Annotated in this window: 17 protein-coding genes; 13 read left to right on the top strand and 4 right to left on the bottom strand. The window is 64.3% G+C overall.

The window, feature by feature from the left end:
* Positions 1-495: 495 nt before the first annotated feature.
* Positions 496-3,864 (top strand): autotransporter family protein, encoded by a 3,369-nt coding sequence (locus AC07R7_RS24110; RefSeq protein WP_494636841.1) that lies wholly within the window; start codon positions 496-498, stop codon positions 3,862-3,864.
* A 263-nt stretch (positions 3,865-4,127) separates the two neighbouring features.
* A complete protein-coding gene (locus AC07R7_RS24105) occupies positions 4,128-4,592 on the top strand; it encodes a hypothetical protein (RefSeq protein WP_494636840.1) in 465 nt (154 codons plus the stop codon).
* Here AC07R7_RS24105 and AC07R7_RS24100 read toward each other — a convergent pair.
* The gene (locus AC07R7_RS24100; RefSeq protein WP_494636839.1) at positions 4,589-4,927 is read right to left on the bottom strand and encodes a helix-turn-helix transcriptional regulator; all 339 of its coding nucleotides are present in this window, start codon (positions 4,925-4,927) and stop codon (positions 4,589-4,591) included. The two genes, AC07R7_RS24105 and AC07R7_RS24100, sit on opposite strands and share 4 nt — an antisense overlap.
* On the bottom strand, positions 4,924-6,465 hold the full coding sequence (locus tag AC07R7_RS24095; RefSeq protein WP_494636838.1) for a DUF6065 family protein: 1,542 nt from the start codon (positions 6,463-6,465) through the stop codon (positions 4,924-4,926). Before AC07R7_RS24095 ends, AC07R7_RS24100 begins: the two co-directional genes overlap by 4 nt.
* A gap of 281 nt (positions 6,466-6,746) precedes the next feature.
* Between AC07R7_RS24095 and trbB the strand changes: the two genes are divergently transcribed.
* The 11 genes from trbB to AC07R7_RS24040 all read left to right on the top strand — a co-directional run bounded on the left by trbB (position 6,747) and on the right by AC07R7_RS24040 (position 17,706).
* The gene (trbB, locus tag AC07R7_RS24090) at positions 6,747-7,709 is read left to right on the top strand and encodes a P-type conjugative transfer ATPase TrbB (RefSeq protein ID WP_494636915.1); all 963 of its coding nucleotides are present in this window, start codon (positions 6,747-6,749) and stop codon (positions 7,707-7,709) included.
* Between the two features lie 3 nt (positions 7,710-7,712).
* A complete protein-coding gene (locus AC07R7_RS24085) occupies positions 7,713-8,078 on the top strand; it encodes a TrbC/VirB2 family protein (protein WP_494636837.1) in 366 nt (121 codons plus the stop codon).
* Positions 8,078-8,404, top strand: coding sequence for a conjugal transfer protein TrbD (trbD, locus tag AC07R7_RS24080; protein ID WP_494636836.1), 327 nt, complete (start codon positions 8,078-8,080; stop codon positions 8,402-8,404). The genes AC07R7_RS24085 and trbD overlap by 1 nt, the downstream gene beginning before the upstream one ends.
* A gap of 7 nt (positions 8,405-8,411) precedes the next feature.
* Positions 8,412-10,871, top strand: coding sequence for a VirB4 family type IV secretion/conjugal transfer ATPase (locus AC07R7_RS24075; RefSeq protein WP_494636835.1), 2,460 nt, complete (start codon positions 8,412-8,414; stop codon positions 10,869-10,871).
* 1 nt (position 10,872) lies between these two features.
* Positions 10,873-11,625 carry a P-type conjugative transfer protein TrbJ gene (gene trbJ / locus AC07R7_RS24070; protein ID WP_494636834.1) on the top strand — a complete coding sequence of 251 codons (753 nt, stop codon included), beginning with the start codon at positions 10,873-10,875 and terminating at the stop codon, positions 11,623-11,625.
* On the top strand, positions 11,625-13,148 hold the full coding sequence (gene trbL, locus AC07R7_RS24065; protein WP_494636833.1) for a P-type conjugative transfer protein TrbL: 1,524 nt from the start codon (positions 11,625-11,627) through the stop codon (positions 13,146-13,148). The genes trbJ and trbL overlap by 1 nt, the downstream gene beginning before the upstream one ends.
* Before the next feature lie 9 nt (positions 13,149-13,157).
* Complete coding sequence (locus tag AC07R7_RS24060; protein ID WP_494636832.1) at positions 13,158-13,823, top strand: VirB8/TrbF family protein; 666 nt, start codon at positions 13,158-13,160, stop codon at positions 13,821-13,823.
* Positions 13,824-13,834: 11 nt separating this feature from the next.
* Positions 13,835-14,953, top strand: coding sequence for a P-type conjugative transfer protein TrbG (gene trbG, locus AC07R7_RS24055; RefSeq protein ID WP_494636831.1), 1,119 nt, complete (start codon positions 13,835-13,837; stop codon positions 14,951-14,953).
* The gene (locus tag AC07R7_RS24050) at positions 14,950-15,375 is read left to right on the top strand and encodes a conjugal transfer lipoprotein TrbH (protein WP_494636830.1); all 426 of its coding nucleotides are present in this window, start codon (positions 14,950-14,952) and stop codon (positions 15,373-15,375) included. Before trbG ends, AC07R7_RS24050 begins: the two co-directional genes overlap by 4 nt.
* Positions 15,372-16,745 (top strand): TrbI/VirB10 family protein, encoded by a 1,374-nt coding sequence (locus AC07R7_RS24045; protein WP_494636829.1) that lies wholly within the window; start codon positions 15,372-15,374, stop codon positions 16,743-16,745. Before AC07R7_RS24050 ends, AC07R7_RS24045 begins: the two co-directional genes overlap by 4 nt.
* Before the next feature lie 157 nt (positions 16,746-16,902).
* Positions 16,903-17,706, top strand: a complete 804-nt coding sequence (locus AC07R7_RS24040; protein WP_494636828.1) for a SprT-like domain-containing protein — start codon at positions 16,903-16,905, stop codon at positions 17,704-17,706.
* On the opposite strand, the gene AC07R7_RS24035 is transcribed toward AC07R7_RS24040, so the two are convergent.
* Together AC07R7_RS24035 and AC07R7_RS24030 are read right to left on the bottom strand one after the other, a co-directional pair.
* Complete coding sequence (locus tag AC07R7_RS24035; RefSeq protein WP_494636827.1) at positions 17,645-18,343, bottom strand: SOS response-associated peptidase; 699 nt, start codon at positions 18,341-18,343, stop codon at positions 17,645-17,647. The genes AC07R7_RS24040 and AC07R7_RS24035 overlap by 62 nt on opposite strands.
* Positions 18,344-18,353: 10 nt before the next feature.
* Positions 18,354-18,695, bottom strand: coding sequence for a hypothetical protein (locus AC07R7_RS24030; RefSeq protein ID WP_494636826.1), 342 nt, complete (start codon positions 18,693-18,695; stop codon positions 18,354-18,356).
* Positions 18,696-18,861 lie beyond the last annotated feature (166 nt).

The following is an 18,861-nucleotide window of genomic DNA, read 5'->3' as shown; positions in this document are numbered from 1 at the left end:
ATAATCGGTTCGGATCAGGCGTGTCCGACCCCCCCTCCAGCGCCGCCGCCTCCGCCGCCTCCGCCTCCGCCGCCGCCACCTCCTCCGGTCGTGGTGGAGCCGCCGCCGCCGCCGCCGCCGCCGCCGCCGCCGACGTACCCCTGCTACGACGGGTCGACGGCGAGCGACCCTTCGTTGTGCCCGGTGCCGCCACCTCCGCCGCCGCCTCCGCCGCCGCCTCCGCCGCCGCCTCCGCCGCCTCCGGTGGATCCGTGCGACGGATATCCGTCGCCGTCGGTCTCGATTTCCCCCAACGCAATCGCGCTGAGCACAGGCGCGACCCGAACCGCGACCGTTACAGTCGTGAATGGTTGGGCGTATTCGGCCGCGTCCTCCTGGGGCCGCGGCACTGCGAGCCTGAGCGGGAGCACGGTTTCGTACACTGCCGGATCTAGCGCAGGGACCGATGTGGTCACGGTCTATGCGGAGAACGCCTGCTACGGCGGGGCTGGTTCGATGAGCGTGACCATCAACGCCCCCGCCCCGGTGACGGCTGGCGACGCGACCATGAACGTGCCTTTCAACGCCGCTACGAACCTGAGCCTGCCCATCGGCGGGACCTTTACGAGCGTCGCCGTCACGTCCCCGCCGACTAAGGGCAGCGCAACTATCAGTGGCACAACGTTAACCTACACGGGTAGCAGCGCCTACTACGGCGTCACTGACACCTTGACCTATACCGCCGACGGTGAGGGCGGGCCCAAGTCGGGCGTCGTAACGATCAACATCGGCATGCCTGCCGCCCCAACGATTGGTCCCGCTTCGGCGTCGGGACCGTACCTCACTCCTCTACAACTTCAGATGCCGATCACCGGCATTGCCACGTCGATCAACGTTCCGCCGTCTGCAAATGGGACCTTCGGGTATAACGTCCCCAGCGGCATGCTGGAGTTTAATCCAGCCAGAGGCTTTTACGGCACCGAGAGCGTGGAAGTGACGCTCACAGGTCCCGGCGGTACGTCGGCCCCGGCGCGCATGGACTTCACGATCGCAAAGCCGCCGCTGGTCCAGCCGCTAGACGCGACGTGGACCGCTGCATTCGAAACGCCGGTGACGAACAAAGTCGTTACGTCCCTCGGCGCTAACCTCATGAAGGGGAACGCGACGATCACCGAGCCGCCCGCAAGCGGGGGGCTTTCGATCGGAACGGGCGGTAACTTCACTTACACGCCCAACCCCGGCTTCGTCGGTCAAGACCATTTCGTCGTGACCGGGACGAACGATATCGGTGAGACCGCTTCGGGGACTATCACCATCGATGTCGCCGCGCCGGCCGCGCCCGTCGCAACCGGCGGCTCTGTCAACACCGGCTACAAGCAGTCGGTGTCGTTCGCCCTGCCCGCAACGGGAATCGTCAACAGTTTCAGTCTGTCGGGCGCCGCTGTGGGAGGGACGGCCTCACTCGCAGGCGGAACCGTGACGTTTGTACCCGCCGACGGCTTTATTGGTGCTGGCGGGATCGACTACACCGTGTCTGGCCCGGGGGGAGCGTCGGCCATAGGCCATTTCTCCGTCAACGTTGCGGCGCCCGGCGCGCCAGTTCTCCAGGGCGCGTCGCTGACCACTCAGGAAGGAGAGCCGGTTGTTTTCAGCATCAGCACGTCGGGCGTTCTAGCCGCGATCGAGAGCTACGCTTCTCCAGCGCACGGAAGCGTTGTGGTCTCAGGCTCGAATGCCACGTACACCCCTGCGCCCGGCTTCGTGGGCGGTGACAGCTTCCAGCTTATCGGGCGCGGCGTTGGTGCAGACTCGGCGCCGGCTGTGTTCAACGTGGACGTGGTGGCTATCCCGCCGCCGCCGCCGCCTCCGCCGCCTCCGCCGCCTCCGCCAATAGTCTGCGCGGATGGCTCGTCCGTAGTCCCGCCCGCGATCTGCCCGGTTGAGCCACCGAAGCCCTCGGAGGAGCTGCAGGCGAAGCCTGCGGAAGAGTCGACGCCCGTAAACACGCCGATCGCAGTCAACCTTATGCGGCTCGTGCAAGGCGCGCCGGTTGCGTCGCTCGCGGTCGTGGAGCAGGCGCAAAAGGGCGTCGTAGAGGTCGAGCAGGGCGAGGCGCTCTACACTCCTGAACCTGACTTTGTCGGCACTGATCGGTTCAAATACCGCGCGGTCTCGTCTTCCGGCGCGGCGGCTGAGGCTGTCGTGACGGTCGTTGTTGAGAAAGGGGCCCTGCCCGTGGTTCGCGACGTGCGGATCGAAGTGGTGGCTGGCGTGCCGTTCACCGTCGATCTTGCTCAGGCCGCCGAAGGGGGACCATTCGAGGGCGCCGACATCGTGGATGTGCCCTCGGCGGGGGACGCGACCACATCGGGGACCAACCTGACCTTCACGGCCCCAGCGGAGTTCTCGGGCGAAGCCAGGATGACGTTCTTGGTGCGAAACAAGTGGGGCCCCTCGGAGCCCGCGAGCCTGGTCGCGTCTGTCCTCGCGGCCGCCGTGCCTTCGAAGGACCTCAAAGCGACCGTGCTCCAGGGAAAGGAAGTCCGGATCGACCTTACCGAGGGGGCGTTGGGCGGACCGTTCGTGGCGGCTTCACTGGCTGCGTTCGATCCCCAGATCGCCAATGTGCGAGTTGAACAGGAGGGCGATCGGTTCTTCATGGTCTTCTCGTCGAAAGGTCAATTCACCGGCCTCACGCGCGTCGGCTTCACCCTGACCAACAGCCGCACGGTGTCCGCTGTGGCCTTCGTGACCCTGGACGTGCAGGAACGGGAAAACCCAACGCTCAACCGTGATGTGGCTGGCTTGATTGCCGCACAAACGGCCACAGCGAGCCGGTTCGGCGACTCTCAGGTTTCGAACGTCATGAGACGCCTTGAGGGGCTCCACAACGGTCGCCGCGAGAGCGGCCTGTCCGTTGCATTCCCGCTGACCCGGGACTTGGTGTCCCGAGAAGAAGAAGCAGGGCGCGACTTCACCGCCCAGCTCGATCGCGCGCTCGGCCGCGGCCATGACCCAATCTCGGCCGGCGAGCCTGCGCGACAGACCACCACGTCGGATGTCTCGGTGTGGGCCGGAGGCGCGATCGACTTCGGGAACTCGCGCGGCGCGCAACGCCGGTCCAAGTCGAAGTTCACGACGGGCGGCCTTTCGGCCGGCGTGGACGCACCGATCGGCGAGAAGATCGTTCTGGGTGCAGGCGCGGGCTTCGGCAAAGACGAAACGAAGATCGGCGACAAGGGGACCAAGTCCTCGGCCTCGTCGGTCAGTTTCTTCGGTTACGGGTCCTACCAGCCGGGGCGCGCAACCTTCGTCGATGCCGTTCTGGGTGTTAGCAAGCTCGACTTCGACAGCCAGCGATACATCGACGCCACCGGCGCAACGGTCACTGGCTCGCGTCGCGGCGACCAGGTGTTCGGCGCGATTTCCGCTGGCTGGGAACATCAAGGGCCCCGTTTGATGGTGTCGCCGTATGGCCGGGTTCAGTTCGTGTGGACCAACCTTAGCGGTTTCACTGAACAGGGCGATGCGACCTACGCGCTGGCGTTCATGGATCAGCGCGCAAGCGACGTGGTCGGAGCGCTCGGCGTTCGTGGTCAACTCCGATACGAGCTGGACGAAGGGACGCTCTTGCCGGCGTTCCGTCTGGAGTATCGCCAGAAACTCCACAGAGGCGGGGCGGCTCGGATGCGATACGCGGACTGGGCTGATAGCCCGATCTGGTCGCTGCAGCCGAGCGGCACGGACGATCACTCTCTAGTCCTGGGCGCCGGCGGCACCTACCGCCGTGGCGAGTGGACGTTCGGCCTCGAGGCTGAAACGACGGCGGCGAGCAAGGCCGGGCAGACCACCAGGGTCCGCGCGAGCGGTTCGACCAGGTTCTAGATGAGGGGGCGGGCCTCAAGCACCGCCCCCTCGGATCTCAAGCCAGGCGAGCGCCTGCCGTCCTGTGCGCGGTCGAGTTGGTCGCCCAGGTCGAATTATGGAGATAGGAAGGGCCGGGGCGCTGTAGCTCCGGCCCTTTTTTCGTTGCCGCGTTGCTTAAGCTTCACCATTTGTATCAGTGGGTCGGCCTAGGGGCCCTGGTCATCTCCGCGACCACGGGGCTCGTTTTTGGCGGGCGGGAGGGAAGGTCGGTCGCGGCCGCAATGGTCGCCGCCTGGTTCGCCTCGCCATTCGTCTTCCAAGCAAAACTCCGGGGTGTGGAGGTAGGTCTCGCCCTGGTCGACGCGGCGCTACTTTCGGTCCTTCTTTGGGTGGCGCTTCGCTCCACGAAATGGTGGCCCATGTTCGCCGCCGCGATGCTCGGCCTGATCATGAGCCTGCACCTTGCCGCAACGATTGACCCCAAGATCTGGGGGCGAGCTCTGTTCGTCGCTGAATCTGTTTTCAGCTACGGCGCCTTGGCGTCTCTGGGAATCGGGAGCTTGATCGAAGGCCGCGGCTCGATACCGGGTCGCGCGCGTGAGCCGGCGCAATTGGCTGACGCGCATGAGCACCGTGATATGAAAAAGGCGGCAACGGGCTCCGGGCCCGCGCCGCCTGAAGGTTTTGCGCCGAGCGCGCCGCGCCAGCAGCGGCACCGCGCCGGAGCAGAAGAGGAGATCGCCTAGGCCTTCTCCGGCTCGCCCTGGTCGCCCACGCCCGCGATGCGGAGATCCACGCTTGTAGCCGTTGTGGTGATCGAAGGTCGAAGTGCGCCGTAGCTAGGAACGCACCAGAGATCATCTACAGGCACATCAAGAATTGCGGAGATCCGCAACGCAACTGGAAGCGAAGGCGCGTGTTTCTCGGCTTCAAGGCGGCGAAGGGTCTGGGCTGTCGTGCCGATCTTCTTCGCCAACTGGCTCACGTCCCAACCAACCCGCTCTCGGACCAGGCGCACATTGCAGCGGAGATCGGCCGGTGTCGGCTCCCGCAGATACTTCTTCCTCATCTGGGAGATCACGCCTCGCTCTCTTCGTACTGGAGTTCTCGTGCGCCGCTGGAGACCGTCAATTTTCCGGTCAAGGCCGCGATGGAGGATCCGGAAATCCACGATCGCGGCTGAAGGGCATTGCGGGGATGTCTCTTCGGCAAACCTGGAAGCGCTTTTGACGGATCCAGCGTAAGGAAGAAGGGCATGGTGTAGCGTGTGCCGCGTTCCACCCGGACGACACCGTGTTCATGGCTCAGACCGCACGGAAGCGACACGAACATGCCTTTCTTCGGCTGAAGAACCACGTTTTGGCGCGGCAGATAGAGCCCGCCACCTTCGTAGTCGTCATTCAAGTAGAGAAGGCCGGAGTAGGCGCGGTGCGCCAGCGCGTGCGGCGCCCCATCGGAATAGGCGTTATCGGCGTGGACTCGCATGAAGCGCCCCTCTTCCCATCCCAGAAGGTGGAGCACGTCTGCGTAAAGGGGGGAGGGCGTCTGATAGAACGCCTCGGCGCGCTGAACTCCCTTCTCCATCGCCTGGGCCATGAGCGACGCCATGGACGGGTCCAGGTCCAAGCTCGTCGAGTAATGCAGAAGGCGATTGTCCCAGAACTCGTCTTGTACGCCGGTCTGATAGGCGAGCTGGGAAGTCTCATAGTGACGCCGGAGAAGGTCACAAGTCTCGGCCGAGACCATGTCGTCGACGACCAGGAAGCCAAGACCGGAGGCCTCGGCGCTCGAGCGGATGATTCGCGTCGCTGGCGAGCGTGAAAGCTTGCCTGTCTCTGGATCGAAATTGGCCTGGGCCGGCGCCAGCAGCTTCCCCCGGATCTTGTGGTAGTGGCGCTCGGGACGTGGAGCAGTGGACCCGGCGGGCTGTTCCCCACGCATGTAGCGACCCATCCACCCTCGCTTGATCGCCTGCGCGTCGCCGGCGCGCATACGCGCCATGAACTCGTCACGTTCGGCGCCTCCCGCCCTGACATTCGCCATCAACTCGGGATGATGCTCGAGACGATGCTCTACAGGCTGGCAATCGACGAAGGGCTGGAGCTGAATAGGGGTGATGAAGCAGAAGGGCTCATCCTTCTCAAAGCGGATGACGCCTGGCCTGGTCATCGCCCAGTTCATCGTGAAGCTGTAGTCCAGCCATTCGGTCTCAATGATGCCCTCCAAGGGAACGATCCCGTCCTTGAGGGAATTGGGCGGGCCCTTCGCGAGAATTTGCCAGCCCGGCGAAGTGCGGAAAAGCCAGCCCACATCAAAGGTCACGACGCCGGTTTTGAAGTGCGACTTGGCGAACGGCTTCGCGTGGGGCCGATCAGGGGTCGGAGCCCAACGTTCCGGGTGGTCGAACTCCACCACGAGGTCCGTATCTGAGGGGCCACCATTCCAAGTGACGGTAATGCCGTCAGGGCAGAGAAGAGACCAGCCCGCGGTGTTGGCGATGGAAAGCGGGAGGCATTTCTCGGCGTGCCGGTTCCGCTCAAACAGGGCGCAATCGCGCGAGCCGGGGACGAGAGGCACGGCGAAGTCGCCATAGCTATAGCAGTCGAGGGTCAGCGTCACGAAGCGGTCTCCATCAATCCGCCGGGCGTGTCTCGCGAGTAGCACCCACTAGACTTCGACCCAGAAATATTGCGACAAGCGATAACAGCGTTAACGCAGATTAAGAGAAGGCAATGGGCCCCCGAGAATGCGGGAGTCATCGCCTAGAGCCTGAAAATACAAGGTGATCACGTGAAGCGGAACCGACAAAACACCCTATAGGGTAATTTTTGTTGCAGGTGTTCGCGATTTGTGGCCTTATAGGCTCTGCCGCTGGTGGGCGGTTGAAACGGAAAAAGCCAATGAGTTCCGCTGCTAACGTGATATCGGCTCGCGCCGAGCGCGATAGGCGCACTCGCGCCAATCTGGACGAGGCTCTCGGCCCCGTCCTTCTCGAATACTTGCGCGACCCCAACGTGGTTGAGGTGATGCTCAACCCTACGGGCGAGCTTTGGCTCGATCGTCTTGGGGAGCCCATGACCCCGGCCGGCCTGGTCGATAGCCAGTCAGCCGAGTCGATCATGAGAATGATCGCGAGCTATCACAGTATCGAGCTGGGCCCCTCCCAACCGATCCTGGAGTGCGAACTACCGTTCTACGAAATGCGGTTCGAGGGCATGATCCCGCCCGTCGTCGATCGGCCCTCGTTCGCGATCCGGAAGAAGGCGTCCAAGGTCTTCCCCCTGGATGACTACGTCGAGAACGACCGCATGTCGGCCGCCGCCCGCGAGGTGATCCAAGCGGCTGTTCGTGACCGGAAGAACATCCTGGTCGCCGGCGCCACGAGCAGCGGCAAGACCACGTTCACGAACGCCGTCCTCCTCGAAATCTGCAGCCTCTGCCCCGACGACCGGATCGTCAGCATCGAGGACACCCGCGAACTTCAAATCTCAGCCGCCAACTACGTCGATCTGCGGGCCGACGAGAACGCCGACATGCTCAAGTGCTTGAAGGCTACGCTGCGGCTGAGGCCCGACCGCATCGTCGTCGGCGAAGTCCGCGACAAGGCCGCGCTCGCGCTGCTGAAGGCATGGAACACCGGCCACCCTGGGGGTGTCGCCACGATCCACGCCGATTCCGGGATCGACGCGCTCATGCGCCTCGAACAGCTGGTGGCGGAAGGAACTTCCGCCCCGGCCCACCTGATGGTCGCTCAGGCCATCGGTCTCGTCGTCTTCATGGGAAAGGGCAGGAGGGTCGTCGAGATCCTCCAGGTCAAGTCCTGGCGAGACGGATCTTATGAAACCCAAGCCGTGGAAATCTGACCCATGAAACTCCAGAAACTCAAGCCCAAGAACCTCAAGAAGATCGCCTCGACCGCTATCGCAGTCGCGGCCGTCACCGCGCCCACGCTCGCCCTGGCCGGTAGCGCCGGCGTCTCCGAGATGGACGCTGCGATCAACTACGTCGTGACCCTGCTGACCGGCAAGTACATCACCGGTATCGCCATCGTCTCGGCCGCCGTGGGCGTCATCGCCTTCATGAGCGGCCAGGAGATGGGCAAGCTGATGGAAGTGCTGATGCGCGTCGCGATCGGCCTCGGCGTCATCGTCGGCATCGCTACGCTCATCGACAAGATGCGCGGCTCGGGCGCCGTGCTGCAGGCCGCCGCGAGCCAGCTGGGGCTCGGCTGATGTCCATCGGGCAGGGTGACGCGCCCAAGCGGCGCAAACCGATCTACAGGGCGCTCTATCGCCCCCTGTTGGTCTTCGGCGCCGAGTCCAATCTGGTCATCGGGGTCGCCGCCATCTGCGGTTTCATCGGCTTCGTGTCGTGGGACCCGTGGGTGGCCGGTGTTTGCGCCGCCATTTGGCTCGTCACCCTGCCTCTGCTCCAGAGCGCGGCGAAAAAGGACCCTCAGCTCCGCCTCGTCTACGTGCGGCTGCGGAAGTACCGGCGCCACTACGCTCCGCGCTCCACGCCTTTCGTGAAGATCACGAAGAAGAACTCCAAGAAGTAGGACCCCGATGCTCTCGCTAAAGCAATATCGCGACACGAAGCCGGGCTTTGTCGAGCTGCTGAACTACAGCGCAGTCGTCGCACCGGGGGTCGTGCGCTGCAAAGACGGATCGCTCCTCGCGGGCTTCGTCTTCGAAGGGCACGACGCTCAGACCCTGACGAACGCCGAACGCGATCTGATGTCCGACTATCTGAATGTCGCGCTGAACCGGCTCGGCAACGGCTGGGCGACGTGGGTTGAGAGTGTTCGACTGGAGGCGCCTGGCTACAGCCCTCGCGCCCACTCCGCTTTCCCCGACCCCATCTCCGAGCTGATCGACCTCGAACGCCGCGCCCATTTCACCAGGCTCTCGGGACAGTACGAAACCGAACATGCCCTGTTCGCTCAGTTCCTGACGCCAAAGGTCGATCGTCAGAACATCGGGAGCATCTTCGTCTCGGGCGAGGATCTCTCTTCGGGCCGAAGCGAACTTGAGCGCGAGATCGAAACTTTCGAGCGCGGCCTCCAGGAGCTGCAGGACACGCTGTCCGCCGGGGTCCGCGCTATCCGCCGCATGAAGTCGATCGAATACGTCGATCGCGCCGGCAAGCAGCAAGTCCAGGATGAGGTCGTGAACTTCATCCAGAAGGCGATCACTGGCGATTACGACGTGTCGCTCAATCTTCCGCCGATCCCGACCTACATGGACGGCTGGATCGCTGGACAGGAGTTTTTCCCAGGCGACCCCCCGCGCATCGGCGAAAACTTCATCGCCGTGGTCTCGATCGAGGGGTTCCCGAGCGCTTCGTTCGCGGGGATCCTGGACGTGCTGGACGATCTGGCGCTGCCCTACCGTTGGTCCACGCGCATGATCTACATGGACCCCCACACGTCGGTCCAGGCGCTGACCAAGACCCAGAACAGGTGGGCTAGCGTCGCCATTCCGCTGATGAGCCGGATCATGCGGAACGACGGCGGCAAGATCAATCAAGACGCGGCGAATATGGCCGGTCAGGTCGAGCACGCAATCCAGCGCGCGAACAGCGCACAAGTTCGGTACGGCTACTACACGTCGGTCATTATCCTCACCGGACCAGATCCGGAGGAACTGGCCGAACGCGCCCGGATGGTTGCCAACGCGATCAACAACGAAGGCTTCACCACGCGCGTCGAGAAGTGGAACGCGACCGAGGCCTGGCTGGGCTCGCTGCCCGGGCACGTTGATCCGAATGTGCGCCGACCGATGATGGCGACGGACAACGTCGCCGACCTCCTACCTGTGGCGAGCGCCTGGCCGGGGCTGAGAAAGAACCCGAACGACAAGTTTCGGTTCGGCTATCCGGCGCCGCCGCTCATGTACACGGCAACGACCGGAGCGACGCCCTTCCGCTTGAACCTGCACGTCGCGGATGTCGGTCACACGATTGTCTTCGGCCCTACGGGCTCGGGCAAGTCCACGTTGCTGACGACGATCAGCGCTCAGTTCTTCCGCTACCCCAACGCCACGATCGATTTCTTCGATAAGGGGCGATCGAGCTACGCGCTGTGCCAAGCTATGGGCGGGTCGTTCTACGACCTCGGCAGCGAGCACACGCCCGGCCTCTGTCCCCTGGAGCACCTCGAAACCGACGGTGACGTGGCCTGGGCCGAAGACTGGCTCGGGATCTGCTACGCCCTCCAAAACGACGGGAAGCAGCCCACCCCGGACCAGAAGCAGAACATCCACTCGGCTCTGGCGAACATGAGAAGCCGGCCTGGTCAACGTTCTCTGACCGCCTTCGTGAACCTCTGCAACGACCGGCACGTCAAGCAGTCCCTCGCGCCGTACCTGATCACCGGGCCCGCGGGCCGGATGCTCGACGCAGAAAAGGGCGAAGTCAAAGACGCCAAGTTCCGCGTCTATGAGATCGAGAACCTGATGGACCGGGGCGACCAAATCGTCATCCCGGTCCTTCTGACCCTCTTCCGACAGTTCGAGCGGACGCTGAAGGGTCAGCCGGCGATGCTGGTCATCGACGAAGCCTGGGTGACGCTCCAGCATCCGGTGTTCCGCGACAAGATCGCTGACTTCCTGCGAACGCTCCGCCGCGCGAACTGCTCCGTGATCCTCGCGACCCAGAGCCTGACCGACATCGCGGACTCGCCGATCGGAAGCGTGATCGACGAAAGCTGCCCGACCAAGATCTTCCTCGCCAACCCGAACGCGGAACGCTACCCGGCCTATACCAAGTTCGGCTTGGGCCCCCAGGCGATCCGCACGATCGCGCAGTGCGTTCCCAAGCGCGAATATTACTACTACTCGCCCCTGGGCCAGCGTCGGTTCTCTCTCGAGCTGGGCCCGATCGCCCTTTCGTTCGTGGGCGTTAGCGACCGCGAAATCCTCCCCGTCATCCGCGACCTGGTCGAGGAGAAAGGGAGCGAGTGGCCCTATGAGTGGCTACGCCGGCGCGGCGTGGCCTTCGAACACCTGATCAGCTCGGAGAAGTAAGATGCGTCGCAAGGCTATTGCGATCGCCACGTCGGCGCTCGCCTTTACGACGGCTGTGACGCCGCAACAGGCGTCAGCCCAGTTCGGTAGCGGAATCGTCGTCTGCACCAACTGCTCCAACGTCACGACCCAGCTTCTGCAGCAAGCCCAGCAAGCCGAACAGCTGATCAACCAGGCTGCTCAGCTCCAGCAGCAGATCCAGTCGTATGCGAACATGGTGCAAAACACCGCGTCCCTGCCCGCGAAGGTCATCGGTGACGTGAAGTCGAACATCGACCGCGTCCGCAACATCTACTCGCAAGCTAAGGGCCTGGCGTACACCGCGTCCAATCTCAGCGATCAGTTCACGAGCCGATACAAGAGCCTCGACTCCTATCTGGCCTCGGGCATGTCCAGCTCGAACATGAAGGACAAATATCGTCAGTGGTCCGACGAGACCAACGATAGCGTCCTGAACACGATGAAGGCGCTGAACGCTCAAGCTGACGGGATGGACGACGAGTATGCCCTCCTGGATCAGCTGAAGGGCCAACTCGATAGCGCCGACGGCCAGAAAGAGGCCCTGGACGTGGCGAACGAGCTTTCCATGGAAAGCGTCCACCAGACCATGCGCCTGCGCGAGCTGATCATGCAGCAGGTCCAGATGCAGGCTCAGGCGATGCAAACGGCGGCCGACAAGGAAGCCGCTGATCGCGCGCGCGCAGCTACCTACTTCAAGCCCTCCGAGGCGGAGTACAAAGGGGAAACCTTTTGATGCGCCTGGACCAGCGTGAGGTCCGCGTCGCGGCGGCAATCTTGGCGATCACTGCTGGAGCGATGATCGCTAGCCCGGCCCTGGCCGCCGGCGACCTGATCGACAACATCACCAACAGCTATCGGAACGGACTGGCCGGAGGGATTGAACCGATCCTTCGGAAGTTCGCCAACCGCATATTCTGGGGCTTGGCGACGATCGAGTTCACCTACGCGATGCTTATGGTGCTCATTGCGAAGGGCTCGGCCGCCGACTTCCTCGTCGAGCTGATGAAGCGGATCCTGTTTGTCGGCGTAATGTCGGCGATCCTGAACCACTCCTCGGAGTGGGGGCAAGGCATGGTCAACACCATGCGCGAACTCGGCGATCAGGCCGCCCAAAGTGCGGGTGGCTCCGGGGGTATGCGCCCCACCGACGTTTTTACCGCCGGCAAGAAGATCGCCACGCTGATCTGGAGCACAGACACGGGCGTTGGCTTGGACGCTGTTGGCGCGAAGGTTTCACTCGGCCTCTGTGCTATCATCATCGTGGTCGTGTTCGCTCTGATCACGACGCTGATGATCATGGCTCTGGTGAAGGGCTACTTCATCACCTCCGTGGGCGTTGTCATGATGGGCCTCGCCGGATCGCGCTGGACGAAGGATATGGCGATCGGCGCATTTAAGGCGCCGCTGGAAATCGGCGTTGAGCTGCTGGTCCTTCAAATCATCGTCGGCATCGGCGAAAGCCAAATCAAAGGCTACGCCGCCGCGCTCCAGGCGTCCGGGAACGACATCGAGACGGTGCTTGAGATCCTGGCGGCCGGCGTCGTCTATCTCGGGGTCGCAGCGGCTATCCCGACATGGGTCGCAAGCAAACTTTCAGGCGGTGGCGGCGGCGGCGGCGGTGCAAATCCGATCGCGACTGCGGCAGGCCAGGTGGCGGGCGCGGCTGCAGGCGTTGGCGCTGGCCTGGCCGGAGCTGGCTTGGCAGTCAACAATGCCGCGAAGCTGGCAGGAGAGCAGCTTAGCGCGAGCGGACAACCGGCCTCCTTTGGCGCTCTCGCAAAAGGGACGATGAGCAACCTCGGTAGGGCCGCCGTCCAGGACGTTGAGTCACGTCTCGCCGGCGGTAGCCGACACGGCACGGCCACTGCCCGGATGTCCGAGAGCCTCAAGGGCGACCGCGAGGACCTGCGCAAGCAAGTCGCGCGACGCGCGGAGCGGGACGAGGACCGCCGGGAGCGCGCCCAAGCCTACGCCGGATCGGGCGAAAAGTCGGCCGGGGAGGGCACCATCTCTGGTGGCGGCAAGATGGCGGGAAGTGCGGCCGGCGCCGCCGGCGCTAGCGAAGCCGAACCGATGGAGGCCGCCGCCAAGTCCTGGCGCGAGGAGCGCGCTGAGGCGTCGGCGAAGGCGGCCGATATGGAAGACGACGGCGGCTCGCGGAGCCGTCCGTCCGGATCGGGCGGCAACAGCGCCTCCAGCTCTGATGATGAATCGCTGCGTAGCGCTGAGCGCGATGCAGCCCGCGAAGAAGAATAGGGGATCCCCATGACCAAGGCCCGCGACGTTCCTGAGAACGTCTACCTGAACGCTCGCCGTGACACGCTCGAGCGGGAGTCGAACACCATCAAGCGCGAGCAAACCTGGCGGACAATCGCGCTCGTTCTCGCGGTCGGAAACATCGGCTTCGGCTATGGCCTATCCGTGCTCGCCACTAGGCCCGCGCTCAAGCCGTACATCGTCGAGGTCGATCACCTGGGCGCGGTGCTTCCGGTGAAGGAGGCCGACCAAGCCGCGCGACCTGATCAGCGTGTGATCCGGAACCAACTCGCCCGGTTCGTCCGCAACGCGCGGACGGTCTACCTCGATGCCGCCGCCGCTCAGGCAATCGCCAAGGAGACCTATGCCGTGCTTCTGCGCGGTTCGTCGGCCTATGCGACCGTCGATCGGAACTTCCGCGAGAACTCGCCGATCAAGCGAGCTGAAACCGAAGCCGTGACGGTGGACGTCAAGTCCGTCCTGCCAGTGGGCGGCAACACCTGGCGGATCGAGTGGGTCGAAACCGTCCGCGATCGCGGCGGGACGCTCATTCGCACGGAGCCGTGGTTCGCCGTCGTCACCACGACCATCAAACAGCAGGACGAGGAGGCCGCGATCCGCGCCAATCCCATCGGCCTGTTCATCCAAGACCTCAGCTGGGGCAAGCAACTGTGATCGGAGCCAGCATGAACACCCGCAAAGCGCTTCTCACCGGGACCATGATGGCCCTGTCGCTCGGCGCTCAAGCCCACGCCCAAACGGTCCCGGCGCTCGACGCCCCGATCGCGACGCATCCCTCGGCTCCTCGTTCGCAGCCCATCGTTCTGACGGCGACGCCGGCGCAGGCGCAACGTGGAGGCCAACCGGCCAACCCGGCGGCAACACCGGCTTCATCCTCGCCGGTCGCCCTGGCGCCTTCCTCGTCGCCGGGCACGGTCGATGCGGCGCCGCGCCCTCAGTATCCGATGCACGCCCCGCCGCCGATCGCGCCGCTGTCGGGCCAGCAGAAGCCGCTCCGGGCGCGCGAGGCTCAAGCGGTCAAGATGACGACGGAGTATGCGGCCGCGCCGGTGACGCCCGTGCGAAGCACGAACGGGCTCATCTCGTTCGTGTTCGGCCAAACCCAGCCGACCCTCGTCTGCGCGCCGATGCAGATTTGCAGGATCGAGCTGCAGCAGGGCGAGGTCATCAACAACCTGAACGCCGCCGACGTGCTGGGCTGGGACATCATGCCGGCCGCCGTGGGCGAGGAGGGCAATCAGACCATTTCCATTCTCGTGAAGCCCAAGGAAGTCGGGCTCTCTGGCAACCTCATCATCGCAACGAACCGCCGGCTCTACGACGTGCAGCTGGCGAGCCGAAAGACCGATCGGATGATGGGGATCAACTTCACGTATCCCGAGGACCAGGCCGCCCAGTGGAAGGCGTTCAACGAGAATATGCAGCGCCAAGCCGCCGCTGCCGCCGCTCGCAAAGATCAAGAACGCAGGGCGACGGTGCTCCCGACCGGCCAAACGATCACCGATCTCGACTTCAATTTTGAGATGACGGGCGATCGGCCGTCGTGGCGGCCGCTGCGCGTCTACTCCGACGGTAAGAAGACCTACATCGAGTTCCCCGACCAGGTCGAAAACGGCGAGGCGCCCGTCCTCGTGATGCTCGATGGATCGACCGAACAGGTGGTGAACTACCGGAAGGTCAAGAACCGCTTCATCGTCGACCAGGTTCTGGAACGTGGCGCGTTGCTGTCGGGTGTCGGCCGCCGACAAACGAAGGTCATCATCCACCGGACGGGTGGCGCATGAGCGCCGCCCTGATGATGGCGGTGAGCCTGTCCTGCCTCGGCCCCGTGAAGGCTGAGGCCTCGGTCGGAGCCGAACTCACCCCTGCGGAAGTTCAATCCGCGGTGCGATCCACCCTGGATCAAATCAGGGCCACGCTTCCGCCGGCGGCGACTACGATCTACGTACCCCAGCCCGCGTGTCCCGGCCGCGACAGCTTCACCCCGACATTCAACCGCGAGCTGGCCCGCTCCGGCTACGCGGTCGCGGCCGACAATGGCGTGAAGGGGGCTCATTTCGTCCGGTACGAGCTGAGCGCCGGAGACAACCTGCTCATGCTGCGGCTCCAGGTCGATAACGCGCCCGCGAAGGCCCGGGCTTTCTTCCGCACGCCCCAAGGTCTCGTTGAAGCGGGCGGCTGGACTATGGAGGTGTCGGCGCGATGAAGGGTCTCTTCAAGAAGAAGGAAGCCAAGGCGAACCTCGACCTGGCCGGCGCTCCGGATCCCGACATCCTGACGCCCCCGCCGAAGGGCGGCGCGGGGACGAAGACGCTGAACAATCTTCCGCTCATCATCGGTGGCGGGGTCTTGTGCGGGCTGGTCTGGATGGCGATGTCCGCCGCCGATCACCGCGAGCAAGCGCGCGCTGAGCGCAACTCCAAGGGCGAAGAGGTCCAGATCCAGGAAGTGTCGCGGCAACCCGATTTCCTGGATTATCAGCAAGCCGCCGGCGTGATCCCCGCAACTAGCGGCCACGATGTCGAGCGTCCTGAAGGTCTAACTCCGGAGGAGGCCGCTGGCATTGCTCCGGCTGGGCCCCAACCCGGGCAAAACGTGCAGCTCGCCGGAGGGCAGGGGCAACCGGGCGCCGCGCCCGCCCTGGTCAACCCCTATGAGGAAGACTGGATCCAGCGCGCGAACATGGTCCGCCAAATGCGAGCTGAACGCTTCTCGGCGATCAGAGCGAGCTATGCCGCGCCGACGCAGGTTCAAGCCCAGTCTGCCGGCGGGCACGCCGCTTCGGACGCCTCCGCTTCGCCAACTGCGGCCCTGGCGAGCGCTCTAAGGGCTGCGGCCGGCGCTACCCCCCAGTTCCCTCAAATGCCCCAAATGCCAGCCGGTGTCGGCGGCGCAGGCGAAGGTTCGGACCCGAACAACCAAGCTGCGAAGCGAGCCTTCGCTTCGGCGGCTGGGAAGGACCCGGCATATCTCGATGCTCGCCGCGAGGCGCCGAAGGGCGCTCTTGAGCTCAAGGCGGGCTCGGTGATCAACGTGACGCTCAACAGCGGGATCAATAGCGATCTTCCTGGGATCGTCACGGGCATGGTCACGCGCAACGTTTTCGACAGCGTAAGCGGTGCATCGGTCCTTATCCCACAAGGGACGAAAGTGATCGGCCTCTACAACAGCCAGGTCTCGATCGGCCAAGCCCGAGTCCAGGTGGTGTGGAAGCGGCTCATCTTTCCCGACGGCTCCAGCATCGACCTCGGCGGTATGCCGGCGGCCGACGCCTCGGGCTATGCTGGCCTGAACGACAAGGTGAACAACCACTACGCCAAAGCGTTCGGTAGCGCCCTGTTCGTCAGCCTGTTTAGCGCGGGCGTACAACTGAGCCAGCCTCAAGCGACCAACGGTCAAAACGTCAGCAACGCCCAAGTCGCCGCCGCCGCGCTTGGCCAGCAAACCGCTCAGCTCGGGATGCAGATGGCGAGCCGCACCCTGACTGTGCAGCCCACGTTGGAGATCCGACCGGGCAAACAGGTCCTGGTGCAGCTGACCAAGGACGTGATCCTGCCGGCCTGGAAGGGGCGGTAACGAGTTGGCGCGGTAGCGCCAAGTCCGGGAAGCCCACCACTTCCCGCGATGCTCGACGCCAGACGCTGGCGCGGCCGCTCACCACCCACTGGAGCGGCGATCGAGCGGAGGTCGGCCCCTCGGCCGACCTCCATTTCCTCATCCAGGAACAGGGAACATGCACACGCCGACACGAGAGGCCTATGGCGAACTCCAGCAGGCTTTCGACCATTTCAATCAGCGCCTCTTCGACGGCGCGCTTCCGCCGTGCCTCATCACGCTCCAGCGCGAGAAGAGGTGCTACGGCTATTTCAGCGCGGCGCGGTTCGTGAAGAACAGCGACCGGTCAGTTGCGACGGACGAGATCGCACTGAATCCGAGCTGGTTCGGCGTCCTACCGGTGATTGAAGTGCTCCAAACCGTCGGGCACGAGCTCGTCCATTTATGGCAGCATCATTTCGGAAAGCCGGGGCGCGGGCGCTATCACAACCTCGAATGGGCCGCAAAAATGGAGGCCATCGGGCTTATGCCGTCGGATACCGGCAAGCCGGGCGGGAAGAAGACCGGCGATCACATGCAGGACTATGTGATCCAGGGTGGGCGCTTTGACCAGGCCTGCCAGGAGCTGATGGCGACCGGCTTCGCGATCACTTGGCTCGACCGTTATCCGGCTGCGTCCGCCGCCGTGCAGCAGATTTTGGGAGGTGAGGCCGCGGGCCAACGCCTTGCCGTTCTGGGCCTCGCCACGCCGCCACCAACCCGCCCATTTCGGACCAAGTACAGCCACCGTTGCGGCGCGGGAACGGCCAACCTCTGGGGCAGGGCGGGGCTGGAGATCCTTTGCGGCCAATGCGGCGAGAAATATGCGCCCGCGAGGGCCGATGTGGCGTCGGAGGCCGCGCCAGCCGTTACCCGGGCCGCTAGGCGGCCTTCGGCTCTGGTGGATCGAACATCAACGTCCCCGGCCTTGGGGCTTTCATAACCTCGCGCCAGGCCTCGGACCCCTGCGTCATATCCGCCTGAAGGTCCAGCCAAACGCGCACACTGTCGCGGTTCAGCGGAACCGGCTGGCGATTATGGAAGGGCGCGATGTCGTCTGGCGGCGCGCCCGCCTGCATGACCATGCTGAAGGTGTCTATCCGCCCGCGCTCCGGATCATTGGCGGGCGAATAGAGGCCTGCGAAGAACATGGGCTCACCGTCTCGGCGGGTGATGCGATGCTTCTGCTTCGATCCCTTCGGCCCCGTCCATTCGTAGAACGCCGTTGCTGGGATGATGCAACGCCGCTTCTTGACGGCGTCCTTGAAGCTGTTCTTTCCGGCCATCTCTTCCGACCGGGCGTTGTTGCACTGGGCCTTCCATTCCTTTACGGGCGCGCGGTGCCAGGGCGGCGTCAGATTCCAGTAGGCCACGCTGGTTTTCAGCGGCTCGCCGAACGGGCGATCAGGGTCCGCCGGCCGTAGGATTAGGCCGTAATATCTAGGGTACATGCGCTTGGCGAATGGCAGGTCCCATTGCTCCGGCGGCGCGTTCGGGATGTCCACTTCGAGGCCGAGCTGGCGGTCGATCGCCGCATTCATCTCCTCGAGCACCAGGTCAAGCTCGTAGTCGTTGCACACGGGTTGCCTCCTAAAAGTCGGTGGGCTCTCGGAGCCGGTGACGATCGCGCTGCGCTTGCGCTTGTTCGAGCGCCCTGCGTCCCCCAATGGTGTTCGGGTCAGGCCACGCGACATCGACATCCCAAGAAGTCTTTCCGCACGGGCAAGGCTTCTGCAAGAGGCCGGCGATCTCCGAGACTAACGTGGCGTCGCCGCCCTTCTGCTCTGCCTGGAGCTTGGCGATCATCGTTTCAGGGGAGACATGGGAAAGCGTCCCGCACGCCCGACACTTGATGCGGATCCGGACGGCCAAACGCCCCCGCAGAACCACGAGCGGCAGGCTCGACCGTTTTGGGTTTTCAAGCCATTCCATGCTGCACCCCTGCAGGCGCGAACACTGCATCGTCCGCTTCACCTGGTCGACCGTCAGGGCGCCAAGTCCAGCGGCCACAAGGCGTCCATGGGCTCACCTCAAGGTTTGTGCGCTAAAAGGCGCTTAGAAGCACGAACCAAGAACATGAGCTAGCAGGCTGTTGAAA

This window comes from Caulobacter sp. GW821-FHT05F04 (assembly GCF_059419665.1).
This window is presented reverse-complemented; position numbering and strand designations above follow the sequence as displayed.